The sequence below is a fragment of the Halalkaliarchaeum sp. AArc-GB genome (assembly GCF_031432225.1).
Lineage (GTDB): Archaea > Halobacteriota > Halobacteria > Halobacteriales > Haloferacaceae > Halalkaliarchaeum.
Genome location: NZ_JAVKGM010000015.1, coordinates 19,087 through 45,867, shown reverse-complemented (window position 1 = coordinate 45,867; position 26,781 = coordinate 19,087). Strand labels below are relative to the sequence as shown.

Here is a 26,781-nt window from a genome sequence, read left to right as displayed (position 1 = left end):
TATTCACGAGCGGTCGGCCGACTCCAGGTCGTAGATCGATTCGACGAGTTTGCGCTGAATCACCCGAAGCTGCGTCGAGAAGGCCGGCTGCGAGATGCCCAGTGACTCGGCGATCTCCTTGCCCGTGCTTTTTCGTGGCTGGTCGAAGAACCCACTGTGGTACGCCGCCTCGAGGATCTCGCGCTGACGGTCGGTCAGCAAGTCCTCGAACGCCGGCGTCGACGCCGGTCCCGACTGCGGATCTGTCACGTACGCTGTCAGTTCGACGCCGGGATACGCATCTTTCAGGCGTGAGACGAACTCGCGTTTGTCCCGCCCACGTGGTGTCGAAAGATCGATCCGTGCCCCACGGCGTGACACAGTGACGGAGCGAACCTCCGCACCGAGGCCCGCCATCTCGGCAACGATGCAATCGCCGACAATGACCGCCTCGAAGACCGGCGACTGGTCCCGGGAGAGTGTTCGGTGGCTCTGGACGACCGAGTCCTCTTCGAGGTACCTCGAAACCTCGTCTGCGTCGCCCCCCTCGGCGAGGAAATACACGAGCGAGCTGCCGTCGGAGCGGCGGGCAACGTTCCGGATGTGGAGCGTCGTTCCACAGTTTGCGACGAGCCGATCGAACACGTCCCGAGAGCCGGACAGCTCGATAGTTATTCCGACCGGGTCTTCGGCCATCAGAGCATCCCGCCGATCGATCGCGTTGAAGCCGTGTCCGACGAGCCGACCAACCCGAACGAGAACCGAACGCAACCAGTCGTCGTACGCCTCCAGGTCGGTGCTCACGACCGTCAGTACCCCATAGAGGAAATCGTCGTGCTCTATCGGGACGCTGACGATCGACCGGAACCCATACAGGAGCGCCGATCGCCGCCAACCCGTTTCCTGGGGTCGATTCCCAACGTTGCGTTCGACGACTGGCTCACTCCGTGTTGCAGCCCGAACGGCCGGTAGCGTACCTTCCTCCTCCAGCGCGAGTCGGACGGCGTTGAGATACGCGTCCGGCATGCCGACGGCGGCGTGCACCTCCAGTTCGCGCCGGCCGGGATCCGGAACGCCGATCCAGGCACCGTCTATCCCCGGCTGGCTGGCGAGTGCTGTGCAGATTCGCCGGGAAATCGCCTGCCTGGTGTCTGCACCCACGACTGCGCTGACTGCTTCCTGAGCCATCTCGAGGAGCCGCTGGTCGCGATCGACCGTGTCTTGTAGGGTCTCGAGCTCCTCGTTGCGCTCGGCGAGCTCTTCCTCGCTGCGCCGTCGTGCGAGTACTTCTCCGGTCATCCGGCACACCGCCTGTAGAATTTCGATCCGGGAGAAGCCTGATCCGTCCTCTGATTCGGCGACGATCAACACGCCCTGTTCGCCGATCGGAAGCACCACCTGACGATGGGCGTCGGTGCCGACGGGAGCGAGCCCGTCAACGAGTTGCCCCTCGTCGAGCCGTTTCATCTCGCCCTCCGTGAATGCCTGCCAGACGACGCTTTCGCCTGGCAACGCGTCCGGGATCCCGTCGAGGGAATCCGTTCCGGCGGCCGCGATCGGGACGAGTCGCGCTTCGCGTTTGTCATACAGGTACGCCACCGGGAGGGTCACCCCTGGAAGGTCCGCGATGACATCGACGAGTGTTCGGGCGATCTCGTCCTCCGTGCCCCCCTCGCGTAGCCCTGCTGTGGCGGCTTCCAGCGTTTCCAACTGTGACTCCTGCCGCTCGAGGATCGGACCGTCACCGACTCGTCTGGTCGCGCGTTCGGTTGCGATCAGGTGTCCGAAACTCGCTGCGAGCGTTTCGACGACGGCGGCGCTTTCACAGTCGAACGTGCGCGGCTCCGTCAGGTAGTACGCCAGCACCGCCTCCAGTCGGCCGTCCACGATCACCGGGATGGCGAACGCGGCACTGAAATCCGACTCGTCTGCAATTTCCGTCCGGATATACTTGTCCGGCGAGAGATCAGCGACGTCACGGATCCACTCCGTGTCCCCGGTCGCCCACACCCGCCCGGGGAGCCCTTCGCCCTTCTGAAACGTCGTCGTCCTCGTCACGTCGACGAACTCGCCGAAAGCGTCGTCGAGGACGTACGACTTCGCGTGACGGAGTTCCGACCGCTCGGAGTCGGGCACCCACAGCTCACCGTACGCCCACTCGGTCAACTCACACACTTCCGTGAGCACGACGTGTAATCCCTCCTCGACCGAGTCGGTGCGGCCCAGGCGTTGATTCAGGTCCGCGACGATTTCGAGGTCACGTCCCACTCCCTCCTCCCGGGAGGTGGTGCGTTCGACTGTTCTGCGGATCCGGCGTGCAGCCGCTTCGAAGGCAACGTCGCCGGTCGACTCCCGTGGAATGTAATCAGACAGACCGGCGGCAATGCCGTCGCTCGCGACGGACTCGTCACCGTCCGCCGTCCACACCACGAACGGGAGCGACGTCTCCCGCTCCTGTACCCGGCTCAAAAGCGTGCGCCAGTCACCGTCGTCGAGCCGGAGTTCGCTGACCACACAGTCGATGACAGATCCTTCGAGCAACGCGAGCGCGCTCTCGACCGAAGAGGTGGTGAGGACGCGATCGATCTCCGGCCGGATGCCACGCTCGAGTTCGGGGAGAAGCGTCGTCGGTGCGACGAGAAGAACTGTCAATCCCTCCCTCCGACGGTGAGTTCCAGTGCGTTGCTCGAGGAACTGATCCGACATTTGACTCTGTTGTAGGTACGTTCGTCATTCATTAAACACTCACAACGGTTTTAACTGAGTGAGAAGAGGGCTGCCAGGGATTTCAAAACCTAGAAACCGGGCCTCGATGTTGCCAACGTATGGGCGAGGTTTCCGTCGACGGGACACCCCGTCGCGGGCTGGCCGGCGCGACGTTCGGATTCTTCCTCGGCCTGGGGGTGGTGGTAGTCTACGGCCCGGCTGCCGAAGAGTTCACTCGGGCAATGGAGCTTTCGGGCGTGCTGTTGGGGCTGCTCGTGGCGGCGCCGAACCTGATCGGCTCGCTGCTCCGGATTCCGGTCGGCGCGTGGGCCGACGAGATCGGTCCGAAACGGCCGTTCGTGGTTCTGCTGGTGCTTTCGACGGTCGGGATGGCCGGACTCGCCACACTTCTGGTCGGGTTTCATCCGGACGGTCTGGACCGGCGGTCGTTCCCGCTGGTGTTCCTCTTCGGTGCCCTCGCCGGTTGCGGGGTCGGCGTCTTTCCAGTCGGCAGCGCCCAGGCCTCGTACTGGTATCCGATAGAAACGCAGGGAACCGCCCTCGCCGTCTACGGTGGCCTCGGCAACAGTGCCCCCGGCGTGTTCACCGTTCTCGTTCCGATCTCGCTTTCCGCGGTCGGACTCGCGAACACGTACCTCCTCTGGCTCGGGGTACTGGCCGCGGGAACCCTTCTGTACGCCCACCTTGCAGTTGATCCATACTACTTCCAACTGCTGAAGCAAGGCGTTGCCCCCGAGCAGGCGAGAGCCCGGGCCGAGGAGCTCGGGCAAGTCATGTTTCCGGGCGGCGACAGGTACGACTCGATCAGGGAAGCCGCCAGATTGCCCCGCTCGTGGGCACTCGTCGGCCTGTATTTCGTTTCGTTCGGCGGGTTCCTCGCGCTTACCGTCTGGTTTCCTACCTACTGGTCCGCGTTCCACGGGCTGGATGCCCGGACTGCTGGAGTGGTGACTGCGATTGGCTTCGTCTTTCTCTCGACGGTCGTGAGAGTTGTCGGCGGCGTCGCGAGCGACCAGATCGGAGGGGAGTCGGCGTCGATAGCCGGGTTCGGCGTCATCGGAGTCGGATCGATCTCCCTGATGGTTTCGAGTACCCCGATCTCCGCTGCGGTCGGGATGGCGCTCCTTGCAGCAGGCACTGGCCTCGCCAACGCGGCTGTTTTCCAGCTTTTGCCCCACTACATCCCCAGCGCAGTCGGTGGTGCAGCGGGACTCGTCGGTGGGATCGGCGCGTTCGGCGGGTTCGTCCTTCCACCGATATTCGGGCTCGTCGTCGATATCCAGGGAGTCGCCGGCTACGCGAACGGGTTCGTCGTGTTTCTGCTGCTGGGTGCTGCAAGCGTCATCCTGTCGGTATACCTGTCGGTCGTCGTCGACCGTGGGTGACTGGGATCTCCTGCTCGAGACGAGCGAGTCACTCCTCGTGAGCTGGTCCCCGAAACTCGGCGTCGGACGGTTCGGTGTAATCGAACACGTCCTCCTCGGAACCCGGTTCGGACACGTTCCGTTCCGCCTCCGAGTCGGCCTCTTCCACCTCCGAGTCGGCCTCTTCCGCCTCCGAGTCGGCCTCTTCCGCCTCGGGGTCCGGGTCATCTTCGTCGAGTGCCACCTGATCGTCGACCCGTTCTTCGAGTCTTGCTTCCAGCCGCTCCTGTATCTCGTCCCGATCGACAGTCCCCGACACTGTTCGAGGGAGCGAATCCCCGAACGCGATGACCCGGGGGAGCTTGAAGTCCGCCAGTCGGTTCTCGCAGAACGCGGTCAATTCTCTGCGACCGACCGGCTCCTGGGTTGCCTCCCGGTCGCTCCTGTCGGGGTCGGTGTCGACGGCGACATCCACGTCGGCATCCCCCGGACGGTCGGCGGGAACGATCAGTGCCCCAACGATCTCACCCCACGTGTCGTCGGGAACGCCCACCACTGCAGCGTTTGCGACGTCGGGATGGCCCCGGAGGACGTCGACGACTTCGACCGGGTCGACGTTCTCGCCGCCGGTGACGATCCTGTCGTCCAGCCGGTTCGTCACGTACAGTTTTCCCTCCGCGTCGACGTAGCCGACGTCACCGGTGTGAAACCCTCGCTCCCCGAACGAGTCATCTGTTTGCTCGGACATCCCGTAGTAGCCGGGAACGACAGTCGGACCCGAGACGACGATTTCGCCGCGTTCGCCGGGGGCGACCGGGTTACCCTCGTCGTCGACTATCTCTACGTCGGTCCACAGCAGCGGTCGGCCGACGGTTCCGCGGTGGGCGAACGCCTCGTCGGGAGCGGCTGTGGCCACTTGCGAGGCGGTTTCGGTCATTCCGTAGGTGGGATACACCGGGATCGAAAAGCCCTGACACCGCTCGACGAGCTCGGCCGTGGCCGGCGCACCGCCCAAAAGTACAACTCGAAGCGAGTCCGATAGCGTCCCTCTGACGTCCAGCATCCGCTCGAGCATCGTCGGAACCAACGAGACGCCGGTTACGTCGTACCGGTCGATGTCGTCGGCGGCCGGGCCGGCCTCGAACCCCTCACGGAGAACGATCGTCGTTCCGTACAGCGTCGCTCGATACAGGGGTGCGATCCCGCCAGTGTGATGCAGCGAGAGCGTCACGAGCCACCGGTCGCCCGGGCAGTTTCCTAGCCTGAACGAGGAGGCGACCGCGCTCGCGAGCACGTTCCCCATCCGGACGTCGACCGGTTTCGGCGTCCCGGTGGTTCCGGAGGTGAAAAGCAAGAGGAGCGGATCAACGCGCTCCCAGGGGGCGACGATCACCTCGCCGGGCTGGACGGTAGAAAGGGCCGTGACAGTTTCACCCGTGTCCCCGTCGGAGAGGTTCCCATCGGACGCATCTCCGGTTGCGACGTCTCCCTCGGTTGGATCGACGGTGACGAGGGGAACGTCGGTGCCATCGACGGCGGCAACCGCTCGCTCCAGCGTCTCTTCCCCACAGGCGAGCGCGGTAAGGTCGGCCCGTCCCACCCGATCGGCGAGTTCGGGTTCCGTGAGGTCGTGACCCAGCGGAACCAACACGAGCCCGAGCCGCATGGCGGCGTGGACGAGTCGGACGTACGTCACGCGGGGCGGCAAAACCACGCCGAGGTGATCTCCGGGCTTGAAGCCGAGCGTGGCGAGCCGGCCGGCGAGGGCGTCGACCTCTTCGTCGAGTTCGGCGTACGTCCAGGTCTCGCCGTCGCGTGCGCGGATCAACGCCTGGCGATCCGGCGTCGCCGCCGCCCTGTGTGACAGCCAATCGCGCATAGTGGGCGATTCATAGCCTCCTACTACTGTGTTCCGGTCGCTTTCGATCTCTCGCTTTCCGAATCTTTACTGAATCCGTTCACTCGGCCGGCTTTCGAACGGTCAACACTGGCACGTCGGACGTCCGAACGACTCGCTCGGTGACCGAACCCAGGAGATACCTGTCGATCCCCCGGCGGCCGTGTGTCCCCATCACCACGAGATCGATGTCGTGATCGTCGATGTACTCGCGGATGGATCGGTAGGCCGTCCCCGATACGACGCTCGTTTCGCAGTCGAGACCGGCGTCGTCTGCGATTTCGGCGATGCGTTCGACCGCCCGTTTTCCCTCGGATTCCAGCGCCTCCATCACGATTTCGGCGCCCGCCTCGAGCGTCGAGTAGGCTGCACCGTCCACGACGAACAGCGCGTGAACCGTCGCGTCGTACTTCTCCGCGATGTCGATCGCGTGTTCGATCGCCGCCTCGGCCGCCGGGCTCCCGTCCGTCGGGATCAGGATTCGGTCGTACATCGAGTGAAGCTACGACCCCTTCCGTTAAAAACCATGATATAAGCGACGGCGAGGCAACCGGGCGGAACGTCGACCGACCGGGCCGCCGACGGAAACCCGAAAACATTCTTGGGACGGAGTGAAACGGAGGGTTATGCGCCGGATCGACCGCGTCGTCGCGGCCGTCGCGGCCGTGGCAGTTGCCGGGATGCTCGCCCGGTTCGTCCGGCTGGGCGCGCGGCCGTTCCACTGGGAGGAGGCCCGCGTCGGCTACTGGACGCTCCGGTACGCCGACACCGGGAGCTACGCGTACCGACCGGTGGGCGGCGGTCCGCTGTTGTATCACCTCAACGAGACGCTGTTTGCGGTGCTCCCGGCGACGGACGCGAGCGCCCGCGCCGCGGTGGCGCTCCTGGGAGGTGGACTGGCGCTTGCCGCGTTGCTGTTCCGAAGCCGGCTCCGGGACGACGAGACCGTCGCACTCGCGTTGGTGCTCGGGTTCGCGCCGCTTTTACTTTACTACAGCCGCTTTCTGCGCGGCGATCTCCCCGTCGCCACGTTCGCCTTAATTACAGTCGGACTGACAGTTCGCGCAGTCGACGCGGACGACGCGCGGTTCCTCTACGCGGCCGGTGTCGCCGCCGGACTCGCCGTCGCCACCTCGATGCAGGCACTGGGCTATCTCGCTGCGTTCGCGGCCGCGTTCGTCTTTGCGGTAGATCACCGGCGCGTGCGCGACGCGGAAGCGCTTTCGGAACGCCGAGTCGCGGCGGTTCGATCGTTCGCGGATCGCTGGCTCGGTCCAGTCGCCGGGAGCGCTCTGGCGTTTGCGGCGACGCTGTTCGTCGCGTACGTGCCGCGCGGCAGTGATCTCGGCCCGTTCGCGCTGTTCGAGGCCGCGCTGGTGGATCCGTTCGACGCCGCAACTGGCGTATACGTCGCCGGCCGGGAGGGAACACAGTTCCTCGATGCGGTGACGTTCGCCACCGAATCCCTGACGCTCCAGGGGTTTCCCGTCCTCGTCGCCGCCGCAATCGGCTTCTTCGCCCAGCGGTACGGGATTCGGGCCGACGATGGTGACGGCAGATCTGGATTTTTGATCCGCTGGGCCGGGCTGGCTGCCGGGTTCGGTGTTCTGGTGTTCTCGCTCGGAAACGAGGTGCTCGCCTCCTGGGTGCTCGTCCACGTCACGGTCGTGCTTTCGATTCCGGCTGCGGTCGGGATCGCCCTCCTGTTCCGGTCGGCCCGAAACGCCCTCGCGGCCGACGACGCCGCCCGCCTCGCTGCGGTGCTTCTGGTGTTGCTCGCACTCGCCGTTCCGACGGCCGCGCTGGCGGCGGACGCGTACGCGACGCCGGGGGATCCGGCTCTCGACGACGAGGAGTATCACGACCGGTTCGCTCACTTCGCCCAGCCCGCCGACGACCTCGAACCGCTCGTCGGTGATATCGCCGACGCGATCGGCGGGACGAACGACGGAGGGCCCGGAGCCGGGAGTCCCGAGGTCGGAAGCCCAGACGCCGTCTACGTCGGCGACCAGTTCGCGGTTGCCGACGAGCGTGCGTTCGACGCGCCGCCGCTGTCGCAGGAAGAGGCCGCCACGTTCGGCGAACGCCTCCCGCTGCCGTGGTATCTCGAACGCGCAGGTGCGCAGTCGGAAAGCGTTGCGTCCCCCGACGGACTCGCCCAGTACGTCGGCGACGACGCAGACGATGACCCGCCAGCGGTCGTGTTGACGACACCGGAGCACCGGAACGCAGTGGCCGAGCGACTCGACGGCTACCAGGAGCGGAGCTATCGGACGGCACTGGAAGACAGGGAAGTCGTCGTCTTCCTCCGCGGATAACAGGGGCGCCCCCGACCGCTACCTGAAGCCCATCGCTTCGATCTGTTCCTGGTAGCGGTTTCGGATGGTGACTTCGGTGACCTGGGCGACGTCGGCGACTTCGCGCTGGGTTTTCTTCTCGTTGCACAGAAGCGAGGCGGCGTAGATGGCGGCGGCGGCGAACCCGGTGGGGGATTTCCCCGAGAGGAGGCCCTGTTCGGCCGAGACGTCGATGATCTCGGTCGCCTTCGCCTGTACCTCCTCGGAGAGTTCCAGCGCCGACGCAAACCGGGGGACGAACTGCTTGGGATCGACCGGCTTCAGTTCGAGGCCGAGTTCCTGGGAGATGTATCGATACGTCCGGCCGATCTCCTTTTGTGGTACCCGCGAAACTTCTGCGACCTCGTCGAGCGATCGGGGAATGCCCTCCTGACGACACGCGGCGTAGAGGGCGGCGGTGGCGACGCCCTCGATGGAGCGGCCGCGGATGAGGTCTTCATCGAGCGCGCGACGGTAGATGACGGAGGCGACTTCCCGTACCGAGCGCGGTACACCGAGCGCGGACGCCATGCGGTCGATCTCCGAGAGGGCAAACTGGAGGTTGCGCTCGCCGGCGTCCTTGGTGCGGATGCGTTCCTGCCACTTTCGCAGCCGGTGCATCTGGGAGCGCTTCTTCGAGGAGATCGACCGCCCGTAGGCGTCTTTGTCCTTCCAGTCGATCGTCGTCGTCAACCCCTTGTCGTGCATCGTCTCCGTGATCGGGGCGCCGACGCGCGACTTGGACTGTCGTTCTGAGTGGTTGAACGCCCGCCATTCCGGTCCGCGGTCGATCTGTCGTTCGTCGATGACGAGCCCGCAGTCGTCGCAGACGAGTTCCCCCTGATCCGCGTCCGCGACGACCTCCTCGGAGCCACATTCCGGGCAATTGACGGATTCGTCCGATTCCTGTTCGGCTTCTCGCTGCTGTTGGCGCTGCCTGTTCGGACGTTCCATTATAAGATTTGTGGTGGGGTTCATATATAAAGATTCTTGCTGGGGAATGAACTGCTCGATTTAGCTGCTCCGGTTCGGAGCAATATCTGACCGAATAGATAGGTCAGTTTGGGGCCTAATACGGGGGTGACAGCCGCCGGAGCCGAGCTATTCGCCGAGTGTGACGCTGTCGGTCGCGGCGTTGCGAAGCGCGTCCGATCGACCGTGAGTTCCCGGCGCGATCGCGAACGTCCGGCAACCGTGGCGGTTGGCCGCCTCCAGAACCGGTTTGAAGTCGGTGTCCCTGGAGGCGATGGCGATGGTTTCGGCGCGTCCTTCGATCGCGAAGGCAGTCGCGTCGACGGCGAGTTTCACGTCGACGTCGCCGCTCGTGACGATCACCTCGAAGCCCCTGGCCTCCGCCGCCTGGATCAGCCCGGGGGTGGCGTGTTCGTCGAGATACAGCCGCGTGGCGACCAGCGGTCCCCGGTTTTCTGCTGCCGCTCGAACGTCGTCCAGGTCGACGTCGAACTCCTCGCGGAGCACGTTGGGACCGTCGACGAACAGCGCGACGCCGGTGGGCTTCGACGGGGTTCGAAACCTGTCCACGATGTTCATATCCCCCGTACCGGGCCGGCGGGGAAATACTCCGCGTTCCCGGTGTCGTGTTGCCGTAACGGCCTTGGAGAGACGATTGCGTTCGAGGATCCGCTGACAAGCTACCTTCATCGGTTTCGACTCACAGCGAGCCTCCCGTCAAAAAAGTGGATGGCAAGAACAATTACCAGTGACAGCCGTACATCCGGTATGGCATCACGCGAAACGCCGCTGCACGGAACACACGACGATCTAGGAGCGAAGTTCACCGACTTCGGCGGGTGGCAGATGCCCGTCGAGTTCGACTCGATCCGGGTCGAACACGCGGCCGTTCGGGAGGAGGCCGGCATCTTCGACGTCTCACACATGGGACAGATCGAGGTGTCGGGCCCCGACGCGACGACGCTGATGCAGCGACTGACGACCAACGACGTGACCGCCCTCGACCCCGGAGAGTCACAGTACTCGGCGATCACCCGAGCGGACGGCGTCATCATCGACGACACGATCGTCTACCGGTATCCGGACGGCGAAGCCGCCGGCGCCGCGGACGACGAGACGTCGTTTTTGTTCATCCCGAACGCCGGCCACGACGAACAGATGTACGACCGGTGGGTCGACTATCGCGACGACGAGGCGCTGGATGCGACGGTCGAAAACACTACCGAGTCGTGGGGAATGGTCGCGGTGCAGGGTCCCGACGCCCCGAGACTCGTCGCCGACGCAGTCACCGAACTCGAGGAGTCGGCGCCGGCAAGCTCCGTCTCGGAGTTCTCCCGGAACGAGGCCGGCTTCGGGACTATCGCGGGGGCACGTTGCTTCATCGCCAAGACCGGATACACCGGCGAGCCCGGGTTCGAGGTGATGTGCCCGACCGACGCCGCAGTCGACGTGTGGGGGGCGTTCGACTGTCAGCCGTGTGGCCTCGGCGCCCGCGACACCCTCCGGATCGAGAAGGGGTTCCTCCTGTCCGGCGAGGACTTCCACCCCGAAGACGAACCGCACACGCCCTACGAAGCCGGCATCGGCTTTGCAGTCAAACTCGACACGGAATTCATCGGTCGCGACGCCCTCGAGGCGCAGAAGGAAGAAGGCATCGAGGAGCGGTTCACCGGCGTCAAACTGCTGGACCGGGGCGTCCCCCGCGGCGGTTACGAACTCCGCGCCGACGGCGAACCGGTCGGACACCTCACGTCGGGAACTATGAGCCCGACGCTTTCGGAACCGATCGCGCTGGGATATCTCTCGACTGACTGTGAGGAGGGAGACCAGATCTCGGTCGTCGTCCGCGGCGACGAGAAGCGCGCGAAGGTCGTCACGCCCCCGTTCGTCTGATCCCCGTCCGTCTGATCCCCGTCCGTCTGATCCCCGTTCGTCCGATTGCTGAACCCCATGCCGTTCGTGGTTCGGGGATTTGGATCTATCGTCTCCGGCGGGCCGGACGAAGTCCACGCCGTATAAGTACCTGATCCCCGAATTTCAACCGGGATGAGCTTCGAAATACCCGACGACCTGCGGTACAGGGACACACACGAGTGGACGACGACCGGCGACACGGTTCGGTTCGGCATCAGCGACTTCGCCCAGGACGAACTCGGCGACATCGTCTTCGTGGAACTGCCGGACGTCGGCGACACGGTCGAGCAGGCCGGGGAGTTCGGCGTGGTCGAATCCATCAAGGCGGTCTCGGACGTTTACGCCCCCGTCTCGGGGGAAGTGACGGCCGTAAACGACGCCGTCTTCGACCAGCCGGAACTCGTCAACGACGACCCGTACGGGGACGGCTGGCTCGTCGAGATCGAAGTGAGCGACGAGGGAGAATTCGACGATCTTCTCGGCGCAGACGAGTACGAAGCACAGATCGAGTGATCGAGCCATGATCCAACCAGCATTCCGACGGGGGAGCGGGCGATGACGACAGGTGGAACGCCGTTCGCTCCGCACACGGACGCCGACGTGGCGGCGATGCTCGAGGCGGTCGGTGTCGACGACGAGTCGGAGCTGTTCGACATCCCCGAGGAGGTGGCCTTCGATGGCGACCTCGACATCGAGGCACGGGGAGAGCCCGCGGTCAAGTCCGAGGTTCGCCGGACGTTTGCTCGCAACGACGATCTGACGGAGTTCCTGGGCCGGGGACACTACTCGCATTACGTCCCCTCGCTCGTGGATCACCTCTCGTTGCGGGCAGAATTCCTGACGAGTTACACACAGTACCAGCCGGAGATCACACAGGGGTTCCTGCAGGCACTGTTCGAGTATCAGTCGTTGATCGTCGAACTCACCGGTCTCGAGATCGCCAACTGCTCGATGTACGACGGAGCGACGGCGCTGGGTGAGGCGGCAACGCTCGCCAGCCGGCTCCGGCAGATCTCAGGGGATACGGTGCTGATTCCCGAACAGCTCCGGGACGGGAAGCAGTCGGTGCTGGAAAACTACTGTGACGGTGCCGATCTCGTCGTCGAGACGTACCCGATGGACGACGGCGCAGCCGACGTCGACGCGATCCGAGACCGGATCGGCGAGGACGTCGTCGCCGTTTACGCCGAGAACCCGACTGTCCGCGGCGTTATCCAGGAGGAACTGTCCGCCGTCGGCGATCTCGCCGACGAACACGACGCCCTGTTCGTCTACGGCACCGATCCGGTCGCGATGGCGCTGCTCGAACAGCCCGCAGCGCTGGGTGTCGATGTCGTGGTTGGCGAGGCCGACGCGCTGGGGCTGCCCACGAGCTTCGGAATGGGTCTCGGCCTGTTTGCGACGAAAGAAGAGTACCTCAGACAGGTCCCGGGGCGACTCGTCGGGGCGAGCGACGACGACGCCGGCAACCGGGCGTACACGCTGACACTCCAGACCCGGGAACAGCACATCCGCAAGGAGCGGGCGACCTCGAACATCTGTACCAACCAGGCGTGGGTCGCGCTCCGGGCCGCAATGCACGCCGCGCTGCTCGGACCGACCGGACTCGTCGATCTGGCGACCGATGCTGTCGAGAACGCGGCCGAACTCTCCGATCGAATCGACGAGCTCTCCGGGTTCCAGGCCCCGGTCCACGATCGGCACCACTTCCGGGAGTTCCTCGTCCGGTCCGACCAGCCGGCCGCTGCCATCGCAGGCGACCTGGAATCCAATGGGTACGCGGTCCACGTCGTCGACGATCACCTGTTGCAGGTGTGCGTGGACGACACGAACGAGGCTGCCATGGACGGTCTCGTCGCGGCGTTCGAGGAGGTGGCACGATGAGACACGATCAGGCCCGTTACACGCGCGAGGACAAACACGAACCGCTGCTGTCTGAGAAAAACGAAACGACCGTCGAGATCGGGGACGACTCGCCGCTGCCCGACGAGTTGACCCGCGATTCGCTGACCCTGCCGGAAGTGTCCGAGCCGGAAGTGGCGCGCCACTACACCCGGCTCTCGCAGATGAACTGGAGCATCGACTCCGGGCCGTATCCCCTGGGGTCGTGTACGATGAAGTACAACCCGCGGTTTACCGAGGACCTCGCGGCGGATCCGAACGCGGCTGTCCATCCCGACCGATCCTCTGCATCCGTCCAGGGGACACTGGAGCTGTATCACAGTCTCCAGGAGTATTTGGCCGAGATCGGCGGCATGGACGCAGTGACGCTCCAGCCGCCGGCCGGCGCGGCCGGCGAGTTCACCGGGATCCTCATCGCGAAGGCGTATCACGAACACCACGGCAACGACAAAAGCGAGGTCATCATCCCCGCCTCGGCACACGGGACGAACTTCGCGACCGCGGCGCTTGCAGGCTACGACGTCGTCGAACTCCCCTCCAACGAGGAGGGTCGCGTCGACGTCGAGGCGCTCGAGGCCGCGGTGTCGGAAGACACCGCCGCGCTCATGCTTACGAACCCGAACACGGTTGGGCTGTTCGAGCGCGACATCGTCGAAATCGCCGAGATCGTCCACGACGCCGGTGGCGTACTGTACTACGACGGCGCGAACCTGAACGCGCTGCTCGGACGCGCCCGGCCCGGCGACATGGGGTTCGATATCATGCACTACAACGTGCACAAGACGTTCGCCACCCCCCACGGCGGCGGCGGTCCGGGCGCGGGCCCGGTCGGCGTCGTCGAAGAACTCGAGCAGTTCCTCCCGGAACCGCAAGTTCGCGAGCGCGAGGGCAACTACGTTCTCGAGGAGCCCGACCACAGTATTGGAAAAGTCCACGGCTTCATGGGCAACTGGCTGGTGTTGATCAAAACCTACGCCTACATCAGCCGGCTCGGCAACGAGGGGCTCGTCGACACCAGTGCGAAGGCCGTGCTGAACGCGAACTACCTCGCGTCCCAGATCGACCTGGAGGTGCCGTACGGCCCGTTCCACCACGAGTTCGCGGCTACCTCCGGCGACCGCGACGCCGCAGACGTCGCAAAGCGGATGCTGGATTACGGGGTCCACCCGCCGACGACGAAGTGGCCGGAGATGGTTCCGGAGGCGATGCTCACCGAGCCGACCGAAATCGAGAGCAAAGAGTCCGTCGAGGACCTCGCAGAGGCGTTCAACCGGGCGTACGGCGACTCCGACGAAACGCTGGAGTCGGCGCCCAACCGAACGACCGCCGCCCGGATCGACCAGGCGTCGGCCGCACGGAATCCGATTCTCTCGTGGCACACGCTGAACGACGAGTGACGATCAGTCGTCCAGTCGTTCGCGCAACAGCTGATTGACGTCCCCCGGATCGGCGCTGCCGCCCGTTTTCTGCATCACCTGTCCGACGAGGAAGTTGATCGCGCCGCCCTCGCCGGCCAGGTAGTCCTCGACCGCCTCCGGGTTCTCCTCGATCGCTTCGGTCACGGCGGCGGCGACCGCCTCGCCGCCCGTCTTGCCGAGCCCCTCGCGGTCGACGATCTCGTCGGGCGAGCGCCCCTCGTCGAGCATCGTCCGGAGGACGATCTCCTCGGCGTTCTTGACCGTCACTTCCTCGCCGTCGACGAGTTCGATCAGGCGGGTGAACTCATCGAGACGGCCGGCCACGTCGGTGATCTCCATGTCGCGGTAGTGCAGTTCCCCGAGCAGGTTGTCGGCCACCCAGGTGGCCGCGAGGTCGGGGTCGAACTCTGCTGCGACGTCCTCGAAGAAGTCGGCGACCTCTTTGGTCGAGGTGAGTTTCGAGGCGGATTCGGCGTCGAGCCCGTACTCCTCGCGGAACCGTTCGCGGCGGGCGTCCGGCAGCTCCGGGATCGGGATCCGGTCGCGCCAGCCGGCGACCGCAAGCGGCGGCAGGTCGGCCTCACGGAAGTAGCGGTAGTCCTTCTCCGCCTCCTTGGTCCGCATGGAGACGGTGATCCCGCGTGACTCGTCCCAGTGGCGTGTCTCCTGTTCGATCTCCCGTCCCCGTCTGATGGCGTTCCGCTGGCGGGTCACCTCGTAGGCGAGCGCCTTCTCGGCCCCTTTGTGACTGGAGATATTCTTCACCTCCGTTCGGTTGGCCGTCGAGAGCGCTTCCTCGGCGATTCGACCGCCGTCGTCGACGGCGTCGCCGGGAACCATCGAGATGTTGGCGTCGACCCGGAGGCTCCCGTCCCGTTCGGGATCGAACACGCCGAGGTACTCCAGCACTTCCTCGAGTTTCGCCAGAAACGCTCTGGTCTCGGCGGGCGACCGGAAGTCCGGCTCCGTCACGATTTCGACGAGGGGCGTCCCCGCCCGGTTGTAGTCGACGAGCGTGTAGTCGGCGGTGTCGATCCCACCGCCGACGTGGTCGAGGCTGCCGGGGTCCTCCTCGAGGTGTGCTCGCGTGATCCCGATCGACCGGCGAGTCCCCTCGACGCTAATCTCCAGTTCGCCGTTTGCACAGATCGGGGCGTCGTACTGGGTGAGCTGGAAGTTCTTCGGCAGGTCGGGGTAGTAGTAGTTCTTGCGGTGGAACGTGGTCCGTTCCGGAATCTCGGCGTCGAGCGCCTTCGCGATCTTGACGGCGGCTTCGACTGCGGCCTCGTTGAGCACCGGGAGCGATCCGGGGAGCCCGAGGCAGGTCGGACACGTTCGACTGTTCGGTTCCTCCCCGTCGGCGGCGTCCGTAGAACAGCCACAGAAGATCTTCGTTGCCGTCTCCAGCTGGACGTGGACCTCGAGGCCGATGACGACCGCGAGGTCTTTCTCGGCGGCCTGCGCGCTCATTGGGCGGGGTTCGTGGCCGGGCGAGTAAAACGTGACGGGACGACACCGTCGCGGCGATACGTTGACGCATTCGCAACCTCAAAGGCCGCGGAGCCCCTGAACGAACCATGGAACTCGATGACACGGACCGTGCCATATTGCGGCTCCTCCAGGAGGACGCGCGGACGCCATTCAGCGAGATTGCCCGCCGGATCGACATGTCCAGCGCGACAGTTCACGACCGCGTCGGACGACTGGAGGAGGCGGGCGTCATCGAGGGATACCACGCCCGAGTCGATCCCAAAACGCTGGGATACGGCGTGTCGGCGTTCGTCGGCCTCAGAGTCGAACAGGGCAGAGAGGAGGACGCCCTCGAGCGGCTGCGAGAGATAGACGGCATCACCGAGGTCCACCTCACGACCGGCGAGTACGACGTGATGACGCGGGTGCACGCTCCGAACATCGACGAGCTCCGTGAGATCATGTTCGACAACGTCGCACAGATGGCCGGGTTCGCACGCTCTCAGACGATGATCATCCTCGGTACCGACTACGAGGCGGTCGGCGTGGCTGTTCCCGAGAGTGAGCGCTCTACGGAGGACTCCGCCGGAGAGTTCGGTAGCGGTACTCGATCCGACGGCGGATCGGAACGCTGAAGCGATCCCTCGCCCGTGTGATGGATATGAGTAGCCTTCCCGATCGCCTCTATCGGAACCCGGAAGGGGCCTGGGCAGCCACGGTCGCCGGAATCGTGGCGGTGCTCGGCGTCGGATATCTGTTGTTCCCGCGACTCGTCTACGATCGGTTTATCTGGCAGTACTTCTGGGGGCCGGTCGCCGCCGACGGGCACGGCGCAACCTGCACAGCCCGGTCGGGCGGGACCGTCGAGTATCTCCAGGGCACTCAGGCCTGCGCGGAGGCCGACGCGGCGAGCCAGATCGTCGCCTACCCGGGATACACGCCGGTCTCGTCGCTCGGCTACATCACGGTGCTCCTGATAGCGCTCGCTGGCGTCTACGTGCTGCTCAAGCGACTCGACATCGGGACCGACCGGCGGTTCTTTTACGCGCTGTTCCCGTTCATGCTGTTCGGGGGGGCGCTTCGCACCGTCGAGGACGCCGGTGTCTCCGCCGTCCGGGCAGGGGCGGAGCCGCTCGTGGCATTCCCGTACAGCGCACTAATAATCAGCCCGTTCATCTACGTCACGGTGTTTCTCCTCACGCTCGCGTGCGTGCTCGCGGCGTATTCGGCGGCCGAACGCGGGATGGTCGACCGGTACGACTACGCGCTGTTCGGACTCGGAAGCGTCGTCCTGGTACTCACCATCGGATATCTCGGCTACCTTGCCGTAACGACGGAGTTCACCGAGTTCCACGTCCAGGTGCTCGTCGTGACGCTTTTCATCGCGACGGCCGCGACGTGGGGGACGTGGCGGCTGATCGCACGGTTCGCGCCCGGGATCAACGCCGGAACCGGATGGATGGGGTTCGTGATCATCTGGGGACACGCAGTCGACGGCGTCGCAAACGTGATCGGCCTCAACTGGATGCCGACACTCGGAGCAGGAGCAAACCTCGTTCCGAAACATCCCATAAACGCCGCGATCGTCGAGTACACGGGCCGGTTCCTTCCGGAGGCGATCGTCGCAGTCACCGGCGACGCGTGGCCGTTCCTGTTTGTCAAGCTCGCGGCGGCGACGTTCGTCGTCTGGATCTTCGAACCGGAGGTCATGGAGGAGTCCCCGCGGTTCTCGATCCTGCTGCTCGTTGCGGTGCTCGCGGTCGGGCTCGGACCCGGAACGCGCGACATGCTGCGGGCGACGTTCGGGGTGTAACGCGTGACCGATTTTGATCCGGACACCCGGGATCAGCTGCACGATCTCCACCAGAGGCTCCAGGCCGTTCTGGAGCTGCCGGTCGAACGGGACGCGAGCAACTGGATCGGCGAGTCGGAAGCGCTCGTCGGTGATCTCGTCGAGCGAGGGGCGTCCCCGGAGGTGCGGCGAAAGCGGCTGGCGAAGGTTCGGGAGCTCCTCGAGCAAGTGGACGAAACCGGAGACCCGCAAGCCGACGAACACGTCGACGCCGCGAGGCGGCTCACCGCAGAGTTGCTCGGCGAGTTCGAGAACGACGACGGCGGTACTTAAAAGTCGACAGTAACCACGGTCGCGTCGAGCTGCTCGCGGAGGTACTCGTCGATGTCGGGATCCGAAAGGAGGTTGCGGAACATCCGTCGCCAGCGGCCCGCCTGTTTCGCCCCGATCACCACGATGTCGGCCCCTTCGGCGGCGACCTCCTCGAGGATCGTCTCCTCGAGGAGGAACCCCCCGCGGACGACGTATCTCGCATTCGGTAGCCGCCCGAACTCCCGTTGGACGGCGCGTTTGAGGTCGGTCCGGGTCACTTTCCGCGATTCCTGAAACAGGTTGACGTGGAGAACAGTCAACGTCGCGTCGTGTTCGTCGGCCACGCCGATCGCGTGTTCCAGCGTGACTCTCGAGTGTTCAGAGAGCGGATATCTGACAGGGACCACGACGAGCGTCATTGCTCGAGATGGGTACGTCTCGGGGCAAGAGCGTGTCGCTTTCGCTCGAAACCGGTTCGATAGAGTCGCCCCCACCGACGGTTCCGGCCGTCGAAGCCGGCGTGGGTGTCGCTCGGCCAGTGTGATCTCGTTTCGACATGTCGGCGTCGTTGAATCGTGATAACCTTTAACACAATGTGGGCGAAACCCCCCGATAGATGGCCCCTGCAAGCATGCCACCGACGACGGAGGCCAGGGAGGTGTTCAGGTCGCTCGGCTACACGATCTCCGGCGGGGAGACGACGTTCGTCGCCGAGCGAAAGTGGCGCCGCGTTCACGTGGTTCCCCTCGACGCCGACGACGCGAAAGAGCCGGAACGCGTACTCACGGACGGCGGCGAGGACGGCGCCCGGCTTCGGTGTTATGTGACGTGGAAACGCGCGGCCCCCGACCTCCGGGAGTTCCTGCTCGGCCTGAAGCCCCCCTACGACTGGGCCGTCATCGGCGTCGACAGGGAGGGCGACTTCGAGGTGATGCAGGGGGCACCGAACAGCCCCTGACGGTCCTCGGCGATCGTTCCGCGGGAGGTGGTTGTCCTTTCGCAGAAACAACACGTCATTTTAAGATCTCTCCACGAGTAGTAGCGATCGCCATGGTTTACAAGAAGATCACGCTGATCGGGAAAAGCGACGAAAGCTTCGACGCCGCCGCGGACGACGCCATCGATCGGGCGAAGGCAACGCTGGACAACGTCTACTGGGCAGAAGTAAAAGAGTTCGGCGTCGAGATAGCCAGCGTCGAGGACAGGCAGTACCAGGCTGAAGTCGAAGTCGCGTTCGAACTGGAAGACTGACCGGTTGCGTCGGTGTCGAGTCGCAACGACCTTCCCGTTTTCTTCCGTACTCTTTCCCATGAGCGTCACCGCACTCGCTCGCCGGCTGCACCTGAAGGCAACCCGGGCAAACCAGCGACGCCTCCTCGTGATCGCAGGCGACCGAGAGGCGGGATTCGACGCCGCATTCGACGCGATCGACGCCGTCCTTGGCGCCAGTCGGACGGAGAACTCCGACAACGGCGATGACGCGACCGTGACCGTCGTCTCCTCGCGATCCGGGCACCGTTTCGAACGTTACGCGCCGGAACGCGCCGACGAGCTGCTGGGACGGACTCGATCGATCGTTCTGCTTGACTGTCACGAAGGGTTCACCCCGAACGTGCTCGGACAGGTCGCGGGGGTCGTCGACGGCGGCGGGCTGTTCGTCCTGTTGACCCCGCCGCTTGCAGACTGGTCCCGTCGCAGGGACGCGTTCGACGAATCGATGGCCGTCCCCCCGTTCGCGGTCGACGACGTCGGTGGACGGTTCCGGTCCCGGCTCGTCGCTACCCTGCGCGAGCATCCGGGAGTCGGGATCGTCGACGTCGACGCGGGTGGCGGCGACGCGATTCGGATCGTCCGCGAGGGAACGACCGATCCACCGAACGCACCGAAACGCCGGTCGCCGGAGCCCCCTCCGGAAGCGACGTTTCCGACCCCGGTGTACGACCGGTGTCTGACCCGCGATCAGGTACGGGCAGTCACGGCGTTCCAGCGACTCCGCGAACCCGGAAACGCGGTCGTGCTGGAGGCCGACCGCGGGCGGGGAAAATCCAGCGCAGCCGGGCTGGCCGCCGGTGCGCTCGCGTCCGACGGCCGCGACGTCCTGGTCACGGCACCCACCAGGAAACACGCCGACGAACTGTTCGCCCGGGCCCGGACGGTCACCGACGAACTGGGAGACGATCCGGGAGCCACCGCGGGCGACGTCCGGTTTGCGGTTCCCGCCGACGCGGTCACGTTGCCCGGCGATCCGGACGTCGTGTTCGTCGACGAGGCGGCCGCACTCCCGGTCCGCACGCTGGAACGGCTGCTCGGGGCGCCCGCAGTCGGATTCTGCACCACCGTCCACGGCTACGAGGGATCTGGCCGGGGGTTCTCCGTGCGGTTCCGCGAGCGCTTGGCCGAATCCGGCCTCCAGGTCACGGAGCTTGCGATGACGGAGCCGATCCGGTACGCCCCCGGCGATCCCGTCGAGTCGTGGGTGTTCCGGGCGCTGCTGCTCGACGCGAGCCCGGCGGTAGAGCCGGCCGTGGCGGACGCCACCCCCGAAACGTGCGCCTATCGGGAGCTATCTCCCGGAGAGCTCGCCGCCGACGAGCACCTCCTCGGGGAGGCGTTCGGGCTACTCGTGACCGCCCACTACCGGACGGAGCCGAACGACCTCGCGCGACTGCTGGACGCGCCGAACCTCTCAGTGCACGCGCTTTTGTCGGACGGGCACGTGGCGTCGGTGGCGCTTCTCGCCCGGGAGGGCGGCCTCGATGAGGCGACCCGGCAGCGGACCTATCTGGGCGAACGGATCCGGGGCAACATGCTTCCGGACGTGTTGACGAGCCAGCTCCGCGATCCTGAGGCGAGTGCCCCGACGGGCTACCGGATCGCCCGGATCGCGACCCACCACGCCGTGCGATCCCGTGGACTCGGCTCCAGGCTGCTAACGGAACTGCACGAGCGGCTCGGCTCCCGTAACGGGATCGAGTATCTCGGGGTCGGTTACGGTGCGACGCCGGAACTGCTCCGCTTCTGGGCGGACAACAGCTACGGTACCGTCCACGTCTCGACCACCAGGAACGATTCGAGTGGGGAGTACTCCGCGCTCATGCTTTCCCCGACCGGGCCCGACGGACGGAAACTTGCGGCTCGTCACGCCGGCTACTTCCGGGATCGAATGCGTGATCTCCTCTCGGACGCGCTCGCGGATCTCGACCCCGAGGTCGCCCGACTCGCGATCGGTGCCTGCCCCGCGGATCCGGAGACAGCCGCCGAGCGTCTCTCCGAGCGGGACTGGCGGGTCATCGCGAGCGCCGCCTACGGGCCGGGGATGTACACCGCCGCGCCGGGGGCGTTCCGGGAGCTCGCGACGGCGGGACTGCTGGAACCCGACCTCGAGGGACAGTCGACGGACGGTGACGTCCGGAGCCTCACCCCCGACGAAAAGCGACTGCTGGTTCGGAAGGTGCTCCAGGGGGCACCGGCCGAAACGCTCGCAGACGAACTGGGCTACCACTCCCGGGGGGAGTGCTTGCGCGCGCTCGGACGGGCGTATCGACCACTCGTCGAACGCTTCGGTGGAGACGCCGCCCGCGAGGAACGGAGCCGGTACGAATGATCGAGATCGCGCTCCTCGTGGCGCTCGTGCTGTTGATCGCGGGAGTGGTCGGCAGCGTCGTCCCGCTTGTCCCCTCGGGGCTGTTCTCCCTTGCGGGGGTGCTCGTCTACTGGCTGTTTGGCACCGAGCCGATCGGCCCGCTTGTTTTGTTCAGTCTCGTCGTCGTCGCCGTGATCGCGACTGTCGTCGAACAGTTCGGCGGCGCCATCGCGGCGAAGGCCACCGGCGCGTCGAACCGAACGACGGTCGCCGCCGTGCTCGCCGGACTCGTTTTGTTTTTCGTCGCCGGACCGGTCGGGATCGTGATCGGAATCGTCGCGGTGGTCTTTCTCGCGGAGTTGCTCGAGGAGGCCCCGCCGGAGATCGCGTTCCGGCGCGCGCTGTATACGCTGGCCGGAATTCTCGCCTCCACCGGCGTACAGTTGTTGCTCACGCTGTCGGTGCTCGTCGGGTTCGTCGTCTTCGTCGTTCTGTTTTGAGTGTGTGGCTCGGAGTTCAGGGGTGTGCGTAGTAGACGACCGACTCCCCGTCACCGGACCCGTCGACACGAACGAACCCGACACGTTCGAACTGGATCACCTCGTCGACGTCAGCTGCCGCGAAATCCGGTTCCGCGACGCCACGGACGTCGCCGTCGGGCGTCCGCATTCGGACGTCGATTCCGCCGTCGGCTGGAACCCAGTGGACCACGGGGACGCCCTCTTCCCGGACGGCGTCGATGTCGTCGCCTGTGGGGACGAACACGCCCGTTTCCGCACTCGCGTCGGCGTCTGCAGCCTCGTAGCGAACGCAGCCGAACCCCTTCAGCCACGTTCGCTCGCCGTCGGCCGGAAGGTCGTCGCTTTCGAGTAGCACGGCATCCCCGACTGGAATCTCCCGCCGACCACGGTCCTCGTGGTCCGGATGTAGCGGTGGCGTGCCGACGGCTGGACTCCCGGAATCGGCCACACCGGCAGGTCTCCGCACTGGAACCTCGACGGCGGGTTTCCCCTCCCGATCTCGAACCAGGAAGTAACGGTTCGCTTCGTCGTCGACGAGTTCGCGATTGTTCGCGTACACCGTCGACATCGCGAGATCGACGTCGGCGGTGGACATTCCGAGTCCGATCATCGCCTCCACGATCGCCTCGCCGCGGATCCCTCGACGCCGAACCGACGCGAGCGTGGGCGCGCGCGGGTCGTCCCAGCCGGTCAGTTTCCCCTCGTCGATCAGCTCCTTGATCGTCGAGGTCGACAGCTTCACCTCGTACTCGTCGAGCTGGACGTGTCCCCAGTGGAGGACCTCGGGGTACTCCCACCCGAAGTAGTCGTACACGAACCGTTGACGCTTCGCCGAATCCTGGAGGTCGATCCCGCGGATGATGTGGGTGACGCCCGTGAGATGGTCGTCGATCCCCGACTGGAAATCGAGCATCGGCCAGCACCGGTAGTCGGCCGCCTCCGTTCGGGGGTGGGGGGTGTCGATGATCCGGAACGCGACCCAGTCGCGCAGGGCCGGGTTCTTGTGTTCGATGTCGGTTTTGACCCGAAGGACCATCTCTCCGGATGCGTACTCCCCGTCGACCATTGCCTCGAACTCTTCCCGCACCGTTTCGGGCTCTTTGTCGCGGTTGGGTGAGGGTTCGCCGGCGTTTTTCAGCTCGGAGAACTCCTCGGCGGGCAGGTCACAGGTGTACGCCCCGCCGAGCTCGATCAGCTCTCGTGCGTGCTCGTAGTACGTCTCCAGGCGGTCGCTGGCTTTGAGTACCCGATCCGGCTCGAAGCCGAGATAGTCGATGTCTTCGAGAATCGCGTCGTAGGCGTCGAGATCCGGCCGTTTCGTCTCCGGGTCGGTGTCGTCGAACCGGCAGATGAACTCCCCGTCGTACCGGTCTTTGTACGTGCCGATCACGGCGGGCATGCGGGCGTGTCCGAGATGCCACGGCCCGTTGGGGTTCGGCGCCGCGCGCATGACGACCGCACCCTGCTCGGCGTCGGGCAGTTCCGGCAGAACGTTATCGTCGTCCTCTTCGTCGGCCTCGAGTTCCGCGATCATCTCGGGGGCGAGTTCGGCCAGCCGATCCCGTCGTTCGGTCTCGGAAAGCCCCGCGACCTCCTCGACGACGCCGGCGACGACGCCGGGGATCTCGTCGCCGTGTGGCCTGAAGTCGGGATTCTCGCCCATGAGCGGCCCCATAATCGCTCCGACGTCCGGGTCGTTGCCGTGTTTGAGGGCGTTAAACAGGGCGTGTCGTTTCGCCTCTGTTCGAACGCGCTGTTTCAGAGTTTCGTCCATTGACGGAGGCTTCGCCTGGGCGCAGTAAAAAGGGATCCGAAGACGCCCCAATCTGCGGACGCCCGGATCCGATGACGCGCTCCGTCGAGAGCACACCCGGGTAGGGGCAACGTCCGCTACGGACGCCACAGGAAAAAGGCGGTCGTCGTTTTTGACCCGGTGTTGCCGACCAAAAACGGCTTGCAGCGTGAACGATCCCCGGGTTTTAAGGGAAATACAAGTCGAGGACGTGGCTGACAGTGTCGGGGATCGGAACGAGAGACAGGTTTTTCGCTCCGAGACTACTTCGTTCGACTATGGAAACGGGCGAGGGCGTCGTCGGTTCGCTGTTCGAGGATCCGGACCGGTTCGTCGCGATCCTCGACGCCGACGGGACCGTCCGCGAGATCAACGACGCCGCGACCGGCCGTCTGAACGCATCCCGGGAACACCTCGAGGGAAAGCGGTTCTGGGCGCTCCCGTGGCAGGGTGACGTCGAAACCCGAAGACGGCTCCAGCACGCGGTCACCGACGCGGCGGACGGCGAGTACGCGAACGTCGAGGCGACGATCGCACCCCGACCGAACGGCGGTGATCCTGCCGACGCCGAAACGAAACTCGAGTTCAGATTCCAGCCGATCGGTGACGGCTCCCGATCGGACGGCGGTCGTATTCTCGTCCAGGGCTCACTGCAGGCCGAACGCGAGCGTCTCGAACGGGAGCTTCGACAGTCCGAGCAGCTCCATCGAGTCACGCTCACGAACATGACGGAGACGATCCTCGTGACGAACGACGAAGGGGAGTTCACGTACGTCTGTCCGAACGTTCACTTCATCTTCGGTTACACCGTCGAGGAAATTCACGAGTTCGGAACGATCGATGCGCTCCTCGGCGGCGATCTCTTCGACCGGGAACGATTGGAGTCCGAGGGTGTGCTCACGAACCTCGAATGTACCGCGACCGACAAGGACGGCGACGAGCACGCACTGCTCGTGAACGTCCGGCAGGTGTCGATCCAGGGGGGAACGACGCTGTACAGCTGTCGGGATATAACCAAACGGAAACAGCGCGAGACCGCACTGACGCAGCTACAGGAGACGAGCCGAGAACTGCTGTACGCCGAGACGAAAGCCGAGATCGCGACCCGGGTGGCGAAGGACGCGACCACGGCGCTTTCGAACGGTGGCGTCGCTCTGTATCGGTTCGACAGGGAGGAAAACGTCCTGTACCCGATGGCAGTGTCACAGCCGCTCTTGCTGGCGGCCGGATCGCTTCCCGACGTGAGTCTCGACCAGGAGACCTGCATCAGCCGGGCGTACGTGGACGGCCGGAGGACTACGCGATCGGACGTGGACAAAAGCGACCTCCCGGACAGCCTGCTCGGGACCCTGTCGGGGGTCGTTGCCGTCCCACTGGATGATCACGGTGTTCTGCTGGCAGCCGCCACGGGGGAGGCAGAGCTCGCCGACGTCGACGAAGAGATCGCCGAGCTGCTTGCGGCCACGACGGAGGCGGCGTTCGATCGCCTGGAGCGGGAAACGCAGCTCCGAGAACGGGACGAAACACTCAAAAAGCGGAACCGCCGTCTGACGGAAGCGAACCGCCTCAACGAGATTATTCGGGAGATCGACCGGATCCTGGTCAACGCCGACTCCAGAGCCGAGATCGAACGCGGCGTCTGCGAGCGGCTGGCCACGAGCGACCGCTTCACCTTCGTGTGGATCGGGGAGGCAACCGCACGCGATCGTCACCTCCGTCCCCGAGAGTGGGCCGGCGACGGAAGCGGATATCTCGACGACATCTCGCTGTCCGTCCAGGAGGATATGGAGATCCAGGAACCGACACTCCAGACCGCACGGAACCGATCGACGACGGTTGTACCGAACGTCGCGGACGTTCTCCAGGAGGCCGACTGGTGCAAGCAGGCTGTGTCTCGGCAGTTCGACTCGATTATGTCGGTTCCGTTGATGTACGACGACGTATTGTTCGGGACGCTAACCGTCTACGACGACGAGCCGGACTCCTTTAGCGACACTGTTCGGTCGGTGTTCGAGGAGCTGGGAGCCACGATCGGCTCCGCCATCAACGACGTCCAGCGGAAGGAAGCGCTTCAAAGCGACACCGTCTTCAGGCTCTCTTACCGGCTCGAGGATCCGGCATCGATCCTCTCGCGGCTGGCGACGGCACTGGACTGTCGTCTGGAAGTCCGAAGCGAGGTGACCCGCACCGACGAGAGCACGGTGGTGTTCGTCGACGTCGAGGGGGCCAGCCCGGAGGCGGTCGCTGCGGAGGCCACCGAACTCGTTTCCGTCCGAGACTGTGAAGTGATTCGGGAGTCGGGGGAGGGAGGACTCGTCAGCCTGACGGTCGACGAGCCGTTCGTGACCTCGCTGCTGGCGAACCACGGTGCGACCCGCCGGACACTCACGGCCACGCCGGAAGCGCTCGATCTGGTCGTCGACGTCCCGGACGCGGCGACGTCGCGATCGGTGGACGAACTGCTCTCCACACAGTTTGCGGAGGTAGAACTGACCGCACGCCAAAAGCAGCTCCGGTCCAGAGACACCGACCACGACGTCGGCGCGCTGTTGACCGCGAGGCAGGAGGAGGTCGCCCGCGTGGCCTATCACAGCGGCTTCTTCGAACCGAACAGGAACGTCTCCGGCCGCGAGATCGCGGACACGCTGGACATCTCACACACCGCGTTTTACAACCACGTCCGTCGGGTCCAGGACAAACTGTTCACGTCGCTGTTCGACAGCGGGGACGAGTATATAACAGTTGAATAGAAGTTGAATAGTAAACCCCTTCGTTCCGAAGGGTGGTTTACAGTTCACCCAA

The 26,781-nt window shown here is 65.2% G+C and carries 21 protein-coding genes and 1 pseudogene; 14 read left to right on the top strand and 8 right to left on the bottom strand.

Going from position 1 to position 26,781, the window contains the following annotated elements; translation table 11 throughout:
- Positions 1 to 3: 3 nt before the first annotated feature.
- Positions 4 to 2,685 (bottom strand): GAF domain-containing protein, encoded by a 2,682-nt coding sequence (locus RH858_RS13165; protein WP_310562106.1) that lies wholly within the window; start codon positions 2,683 to 2,685, stop codon positions 4 to 6.
- A 119-nt stretch (positions 2,686 to 2,804) separates the two neighbouring features.
- Here RH858_RS13165 and RH858_RS13160 point away from each other — a divergent pair, with 119 nt between their 5' ends.
- Positions 2,805 to 4,091 carry an MFS transporter gene (locus RH858_RS13160; RefSeq protein ID WP_310562105.1) on the top strand — a complete coding sequence of 429 codons (1,287 nt, stop codon included), beginning with the start codon at positions 2,805 to 2,807 and terminating at the stop codon, positions 4,089 to 4,091.
- A 28-nt stretch (positions 4,092 to 4,119) separates the two neighbouring features.
- Here RH858_RS13160 and RH858_RS13155 read toward each other — a convergent pair whose 3' ends face one another.
- Together RH858_RS13155 and RH858_RS13150 are read right to left on the bottom strand one after the other, a co-directional pair.
- The gene (locus RH858_RS13155) at positions 4,120 to 5,949 is read right to left on the bottom strand and encodes a class I adenylate-forming enzyme family protein (RefSeq protein ID WP_310562104.1); all 1,830 of its coding nucleotides are present in this window, start codon (positions 5,947 to 5,949) and stop codon (positions 4,120 to 4,122) included.
- A gap of 79 nt (positions 5,950 to 6,028) precedes the next feature.
- Positions 6,029 to 6,460: a universal stress protein gene (locus RH858_RS13150; RefSeq protein ID WP_259532920.1), complete on the bottom strand. Its 432-nt coding sequence runs from the start codon at positions 6,458 to 6,460 to the stop codon at positions 6,029 to 6,031.
- A 133-nt stretch (positions 6,461 to 6,593) separates the two neighbouring features.
- Here RH858_RS13150 and RH858_RS13145 point away from each other — a divergent pair, with 133 nt between their 5' ends.
- Positions 6,594 to 8,285: a flippase activity-associated protein Agl23 gene (locus tag RH858_RS13145; RefSeq protein ID WP_310562103.1), complete on the top strand. Its 1,692-nt coding sequence runs from the start codon at positions 6,594 to 6,596 to the stop codon at positions 8,283 to 8,285.
- 18 nt (positions 8,286 to 8,303) lie between these two features.
- Here the strand turns inward: RH858_RS13145 and RH858_RS13140 are convergent, their stop codons facing one another.
- Positions 8,304 to 9,257, bottom strand: coding sequence for a transcription initiation factor IIB (locus RH858_RS13140; protein ID WP_119819569.1), 954 nt, complete (start codon positions 9,255 to 9,257; stop codon positions 8,304 to 8,306).
- Positions 9,258 to 9,404: 147 nt separating this feature from the next.
- Positions 9,405 to 9,854, bottom strand: coding sequence for an NYN domain-containing protein (locus tag RH858_RS13135; RefSeq protein ID WP_259536389.1), 450 nt, complete (start codon positions 9,852 to 9,854; stop codon positions 9,405 to 9,407).
- 189 nt (positions 9,855 to 10,043) lie between these two features.
- Between RH858_RS13135 and gcvT the strand changes: the two genes are divergently transcribed.
- The 4 genes from gcvT (at position 10,044) to gcvPB (ending at position 14,488) form a co-directional block, all read left to right on the top strand.
- On the top strand, positions 10,044 to 11,168 hold the full coding sequence (gene gcvT / locus RH858_RS13130; protein WP_310562102.1) for a glycine cleavage system aminomethyltransferase GcvT: 1,125 nt from the start codon (positions 10,044 to 10,046) through the stop codon (positions 11,166 to 11,168).
- A 153-nt stretch (positions 11,169 to 11,321) separates the two neighbouring features.
- Positions 11,322 to 11,702 (top strand): glycine cleavage system protein GcvH, encoded by a 381-nt coding sequence (gcvH, locus tag RH858_RS13125; protein WP_259536387.1) that lies wholly within the window; start codon positions 11,322 to 11,324, stop codon positions 11,700 to 11,702.
- A 42-nt stretch (positions 11,703 to 11,744) separates the two neighbouring features.
- Positions 11,745 to 13,073: an aminomethyl-transferring glycine dehydrogenase subunit GcvPA gene (gene gcvPA, locus RH858_RS13120; RefSeq protein ID WP_259536386.1), complete on the top strand. Its 1,329-nt coding sequence runs from the start codon at positions 11,745 to 11,747 to the stop codon at positions 13,071 to 13,073.
- Positions 13,070 to 14,488, top strand: coding sequence for an aminomethyl-transferring glycine dehydrogenase subunit GcvPB (gcvPB, locus tag RH858_RS13115; RefSeq protein ID WP_310562101.1), 1,419 nt, complete (start codon positions 13,070 to 13,072; stop codon positions 14,486 to 14,488). Before gcvPA ends, gcvPB begins: the two co-directional genes overlap by 4 nt.
- Before the next feature lie 3 nt (positions 14,489 to 14,491).
- On the opposite strand, the gene gatB is transcribed toward gcvPB, so the two are convergent.
- Positions 14,492 to 15,979, bottom strand: a complete 1,488-nt coding sequence (gatB, locus tag RH858_RS13110) for an Asp-tRNA(Asn)/Glu-tRNA(Gln) amidotransferase subunit GatB (RefSeq protein WP_259536384.1) — start codon at positions 15,977 to 15,979, stop codon at positions 14,492 to 14,494.
- Positions 15,980 to 16,086: 107 nt separating this feature from the next.
- Here gatB and RH858_RS13105 point away from each other — a divergent pair.
- The 3 genes and pseudogenes from RH858_RS13105 to RH858_RS13095 form a co-directional block, all read left to right on the top strand.
- Positions 16,087 to 16,515: pseudogene (locus tag RH858_RS13105) on the top strand (Lrp/AsnC family transcriptional regulator); the annotation flags it as partial.
- Positions 16,516 to 16,640: 125 nt separating this feature from the next.
- Positions 16,641 to 17,792 (top strand): DUF63 family protein, encoded by a 1,152-nt coding sequence (locus tag RH858_RS13100; RefSeq protein ID WP_259536383.1) that lies wholly within the window; start codon positions 16,641 to 16,643, stop codon positions 17,790 to 17,792.
- 3 nt (positions 17,793 to 17,795) lie between these two features.
- Entirely contained in the window at positions 17,796 to 18,104 is a 309-nt protein-coding gene (locus RH858_RS13095; protein ID WP_259536382.1) for a hypothetical protein, read from the top strand.
- Here the strand turns inward: RH858_RS13095 and RH858_RS13090 are convergent.
- On the bottom strand, positions 18,101 to 18,502 hold the full coding sequence (locus tag RH858_RS13090) for a universal stress protein (RefSeq protein ID WP_259536381.1): 402 nt from the start codon (positions 18,500 to 18,502) through the stop codon (positions 18,101 to 18,103). The two genes, RH858_RS13095 and RH858_RS13090, sit on opposite strands and share 4 nt — an antisense overlap.
- Before the next feature lie 197 nt (positions 18,503 to 18,699).
- Between RH858_RS13090 and RH858_RS13085 the strand changes: the two genes are divergently transcribed.
- From RH858_RS13085 to RH858_RS13070, 4 genes are all read left to right on the top strand, one after another.
- A complete protein-coding gene (locus RH858_RS13085) occupies positions 18,700 to 19,041 on the top strand; it encodes a hypothetical protein (protein WP_259536380.1) in 342 nt (113 codons plus the stop codon).
- 92 nt (positions 19,042 to 19,133) lie between these two features.
- Complete coding sequence (locus RH858_RS13080) at positions 19,134 to 19,334, top strand: dodecin (protein WP_259536379.1); 201 nt, start codon at positions 19,134 to 19,136, stop codon at positions 19,332 to 19,334.
- Positions 19,335 to 19,392: 58 nt separating this feature from the next.
- On the top strand, positions 19,393 to 21,687 hold the full coding sequence (gene tmcA / locus RH858_RS13075) for a tRNA(Met) cytidine acetyltransferase TmcA (RefSeq protein WP_259536378.1): 2,295 nt from the start codon (positions 19,393 to 19,395) through the stop codon (positions 21,685 to 21,687).
- Entirely contained in the window at positions 21,684 to 22,166 is a 483-nt protein-coding gene (locus RH858_RS13070) for a DUF456 domain-containing protein (RefSeq protein ID WP_259536377.1), read from the top strand. Before tmcA ends, RH858_RS13070 begins: the two co-directional genes overlap by 4 nt.
- A gap of 16 nt (positions 22,167 to 22,182) precedes the next feature.
- Here the strand turns inward: RH858_RS13070 and RH858_RS13065 are convergent, their stop codons facing one another.
- Positions 22,183 to 23,961: a glutamate--tRNA ligase gene (locus RH858_RS13065; RefSeq protein ID WP_259536376.1), complete on the bottom strand. Its 1,779-nt coding sequence runs from the start codon at positions 23,959 to 23,961 to the stop codon at positions 22,183 to 22,185.
- A 296-nt stretch (positions 23,962 to 24,257) separates the two neighbouring features.
- On the opposite strand from RH858_RS13065, the gene RH858_RS13060 reads away from it, so the two are divergent.
- Positions 24,258 to 26,729, top strand: a complete 2,472-nt coding sequence (locus tag RH858_RS13060) for a bacterio-opsin activator domain-containing protein (protein WP_259536375.1) — start codon at positions 24,258 to 24,260, stop codon at positions 26,727 to 26,729.
- Positions 26,730 to 26,781 lie beyond the last annotated feature (52 nt).

Coding starts and splice junctions, on each gene's coding strand:
- RH858_RS13080 (WP_259536379.1), top strand. CDS start 19,134: ATGGTTTACAAGAAGATCACGCTGATCGGGAAAAGCGACGAAAGCTTC.
- RH858_RS13155 (WP_310562104.1), bottom strand. CDS start 5,949: ATGCGCGATTGGCTGTCACACAGGGCGGCGGCGACGCCGGATCGCCAG.
- gcvPB (WP_310562101.1), top strand. CDS start 13,070: ATGAGACACGATCAGGCCCGTTACACGCGCGAGGACAAACACGAACCG.
- gcvT (WP_310562102.1), top strand. CDS start 10,044: ATGGCATCACGCGAAACGCCGCTGCACGGAACACACGACGATCTAGGA.
- gcvPA (WP_259536386.1), top strand. CDS start 11,745: ATGACGACAGGTGGAACGCCGTTCGCTCCGCACACGGACGCCGACGTG.
- RH858_RS13135 (WP_259536389.1), bottom strand. CDS start 9,854: ATGAACATCGTGGACAGGTTTCGAACCCCGTCGAAGCCCACCGGCGTC.
- RH858_RS13140 (WP_119819569.1), bottom strand. CDS start 9,257: ATGGAACGTCCGAACAGGCAGCGCCAACAGCAGCGAGAAGCCGAACAG.
- RH858_RS13085 (WP_259536380.1), top strand. CDS start 18,700: ATGGCCCCTGCAAGCATGCCACCGACGACGGAGGCCAGGGAGGTGTTC.
- gatB (WP_259536384.1), bottom strand. CDS start 15,979: ATGAGCGCGCAGGCCGCCGAGAAAGACCTCGCGGTCGTCATCGGCCTC.
- RH858_RS13070 (WP_259536377.1), top strand. CDS start 21,684: ATGATCGAGATCGCGCTCCTCGTGGCGCTCGTGCTGTTGATCGCGGGA.
- RH858_RS13150 (WP_259532920.1), bottom strand. CDS start 6,460: ATGTACGACCGAATCCTGATCCCGACGGACGGGAGCCCGGCGGCCGAG.
- RH858_RS13065 (WP_259536376.1), bottom strand. CDS start 23,961: ATGGACGAAACTCTGAAACAGCGCGTTCGAACAGAGGCGAAACGACAC.
- RH858_RS13060 (WP_259536375.1), top strand. CDS start 24,258: ATGGAAACGGGCGAGGGCGTCGTCGGTTCGCTGTTCGAGGATCCGGAC.
- RH858_RS13090 (WP_259536381.1), bottom strand. CDS start 18,502: ATGACGCTCGTCGTGGTCCCTGTCAGATATCCGCTCTCTGAACACTCG.
- RH858_RS13145 (WP_310562103.1), top strand. CDS start 6,594: ATGCGCCGGATCGACCGCGTCGTCGCGGCCGTCGCGGCCGTGGCAGTT.
- RH858_RS13160 (WP_310562105.1), top strand. CDS start 2,805: ATGGGCGAGGTTTCCGTCGACGGGACACCCCGTCGCGGGCTGGCCGGC.
- RH858_RS13100 (WP_259536383.1), top strand. CDS start 16,641: ATGAGTAGCCTTCCCGATCGCCTCTATCGGAACCCGGAAGGGGCCTGG.
- gcvH (WP_259536387.1), top strand. CDS start 11,322: ATGAGCTTCGAAATACCCGACGACCTGCGGTACAGGGACACACACGAG.
- tmcA (WP_259536378.1), top strand. CDS start 19,393: ATGAGCGTCACCGCACTCGCTCGCCGGCTGCACCTGAAGGCAACCCGG.
- RH858_RS13165 (WP_310562106.1), bottom strand. CDS start 2,685: ATGTCGGATCAGTTCCTCGAGCAACGCACTGGAACTCACCGTCGGAGG.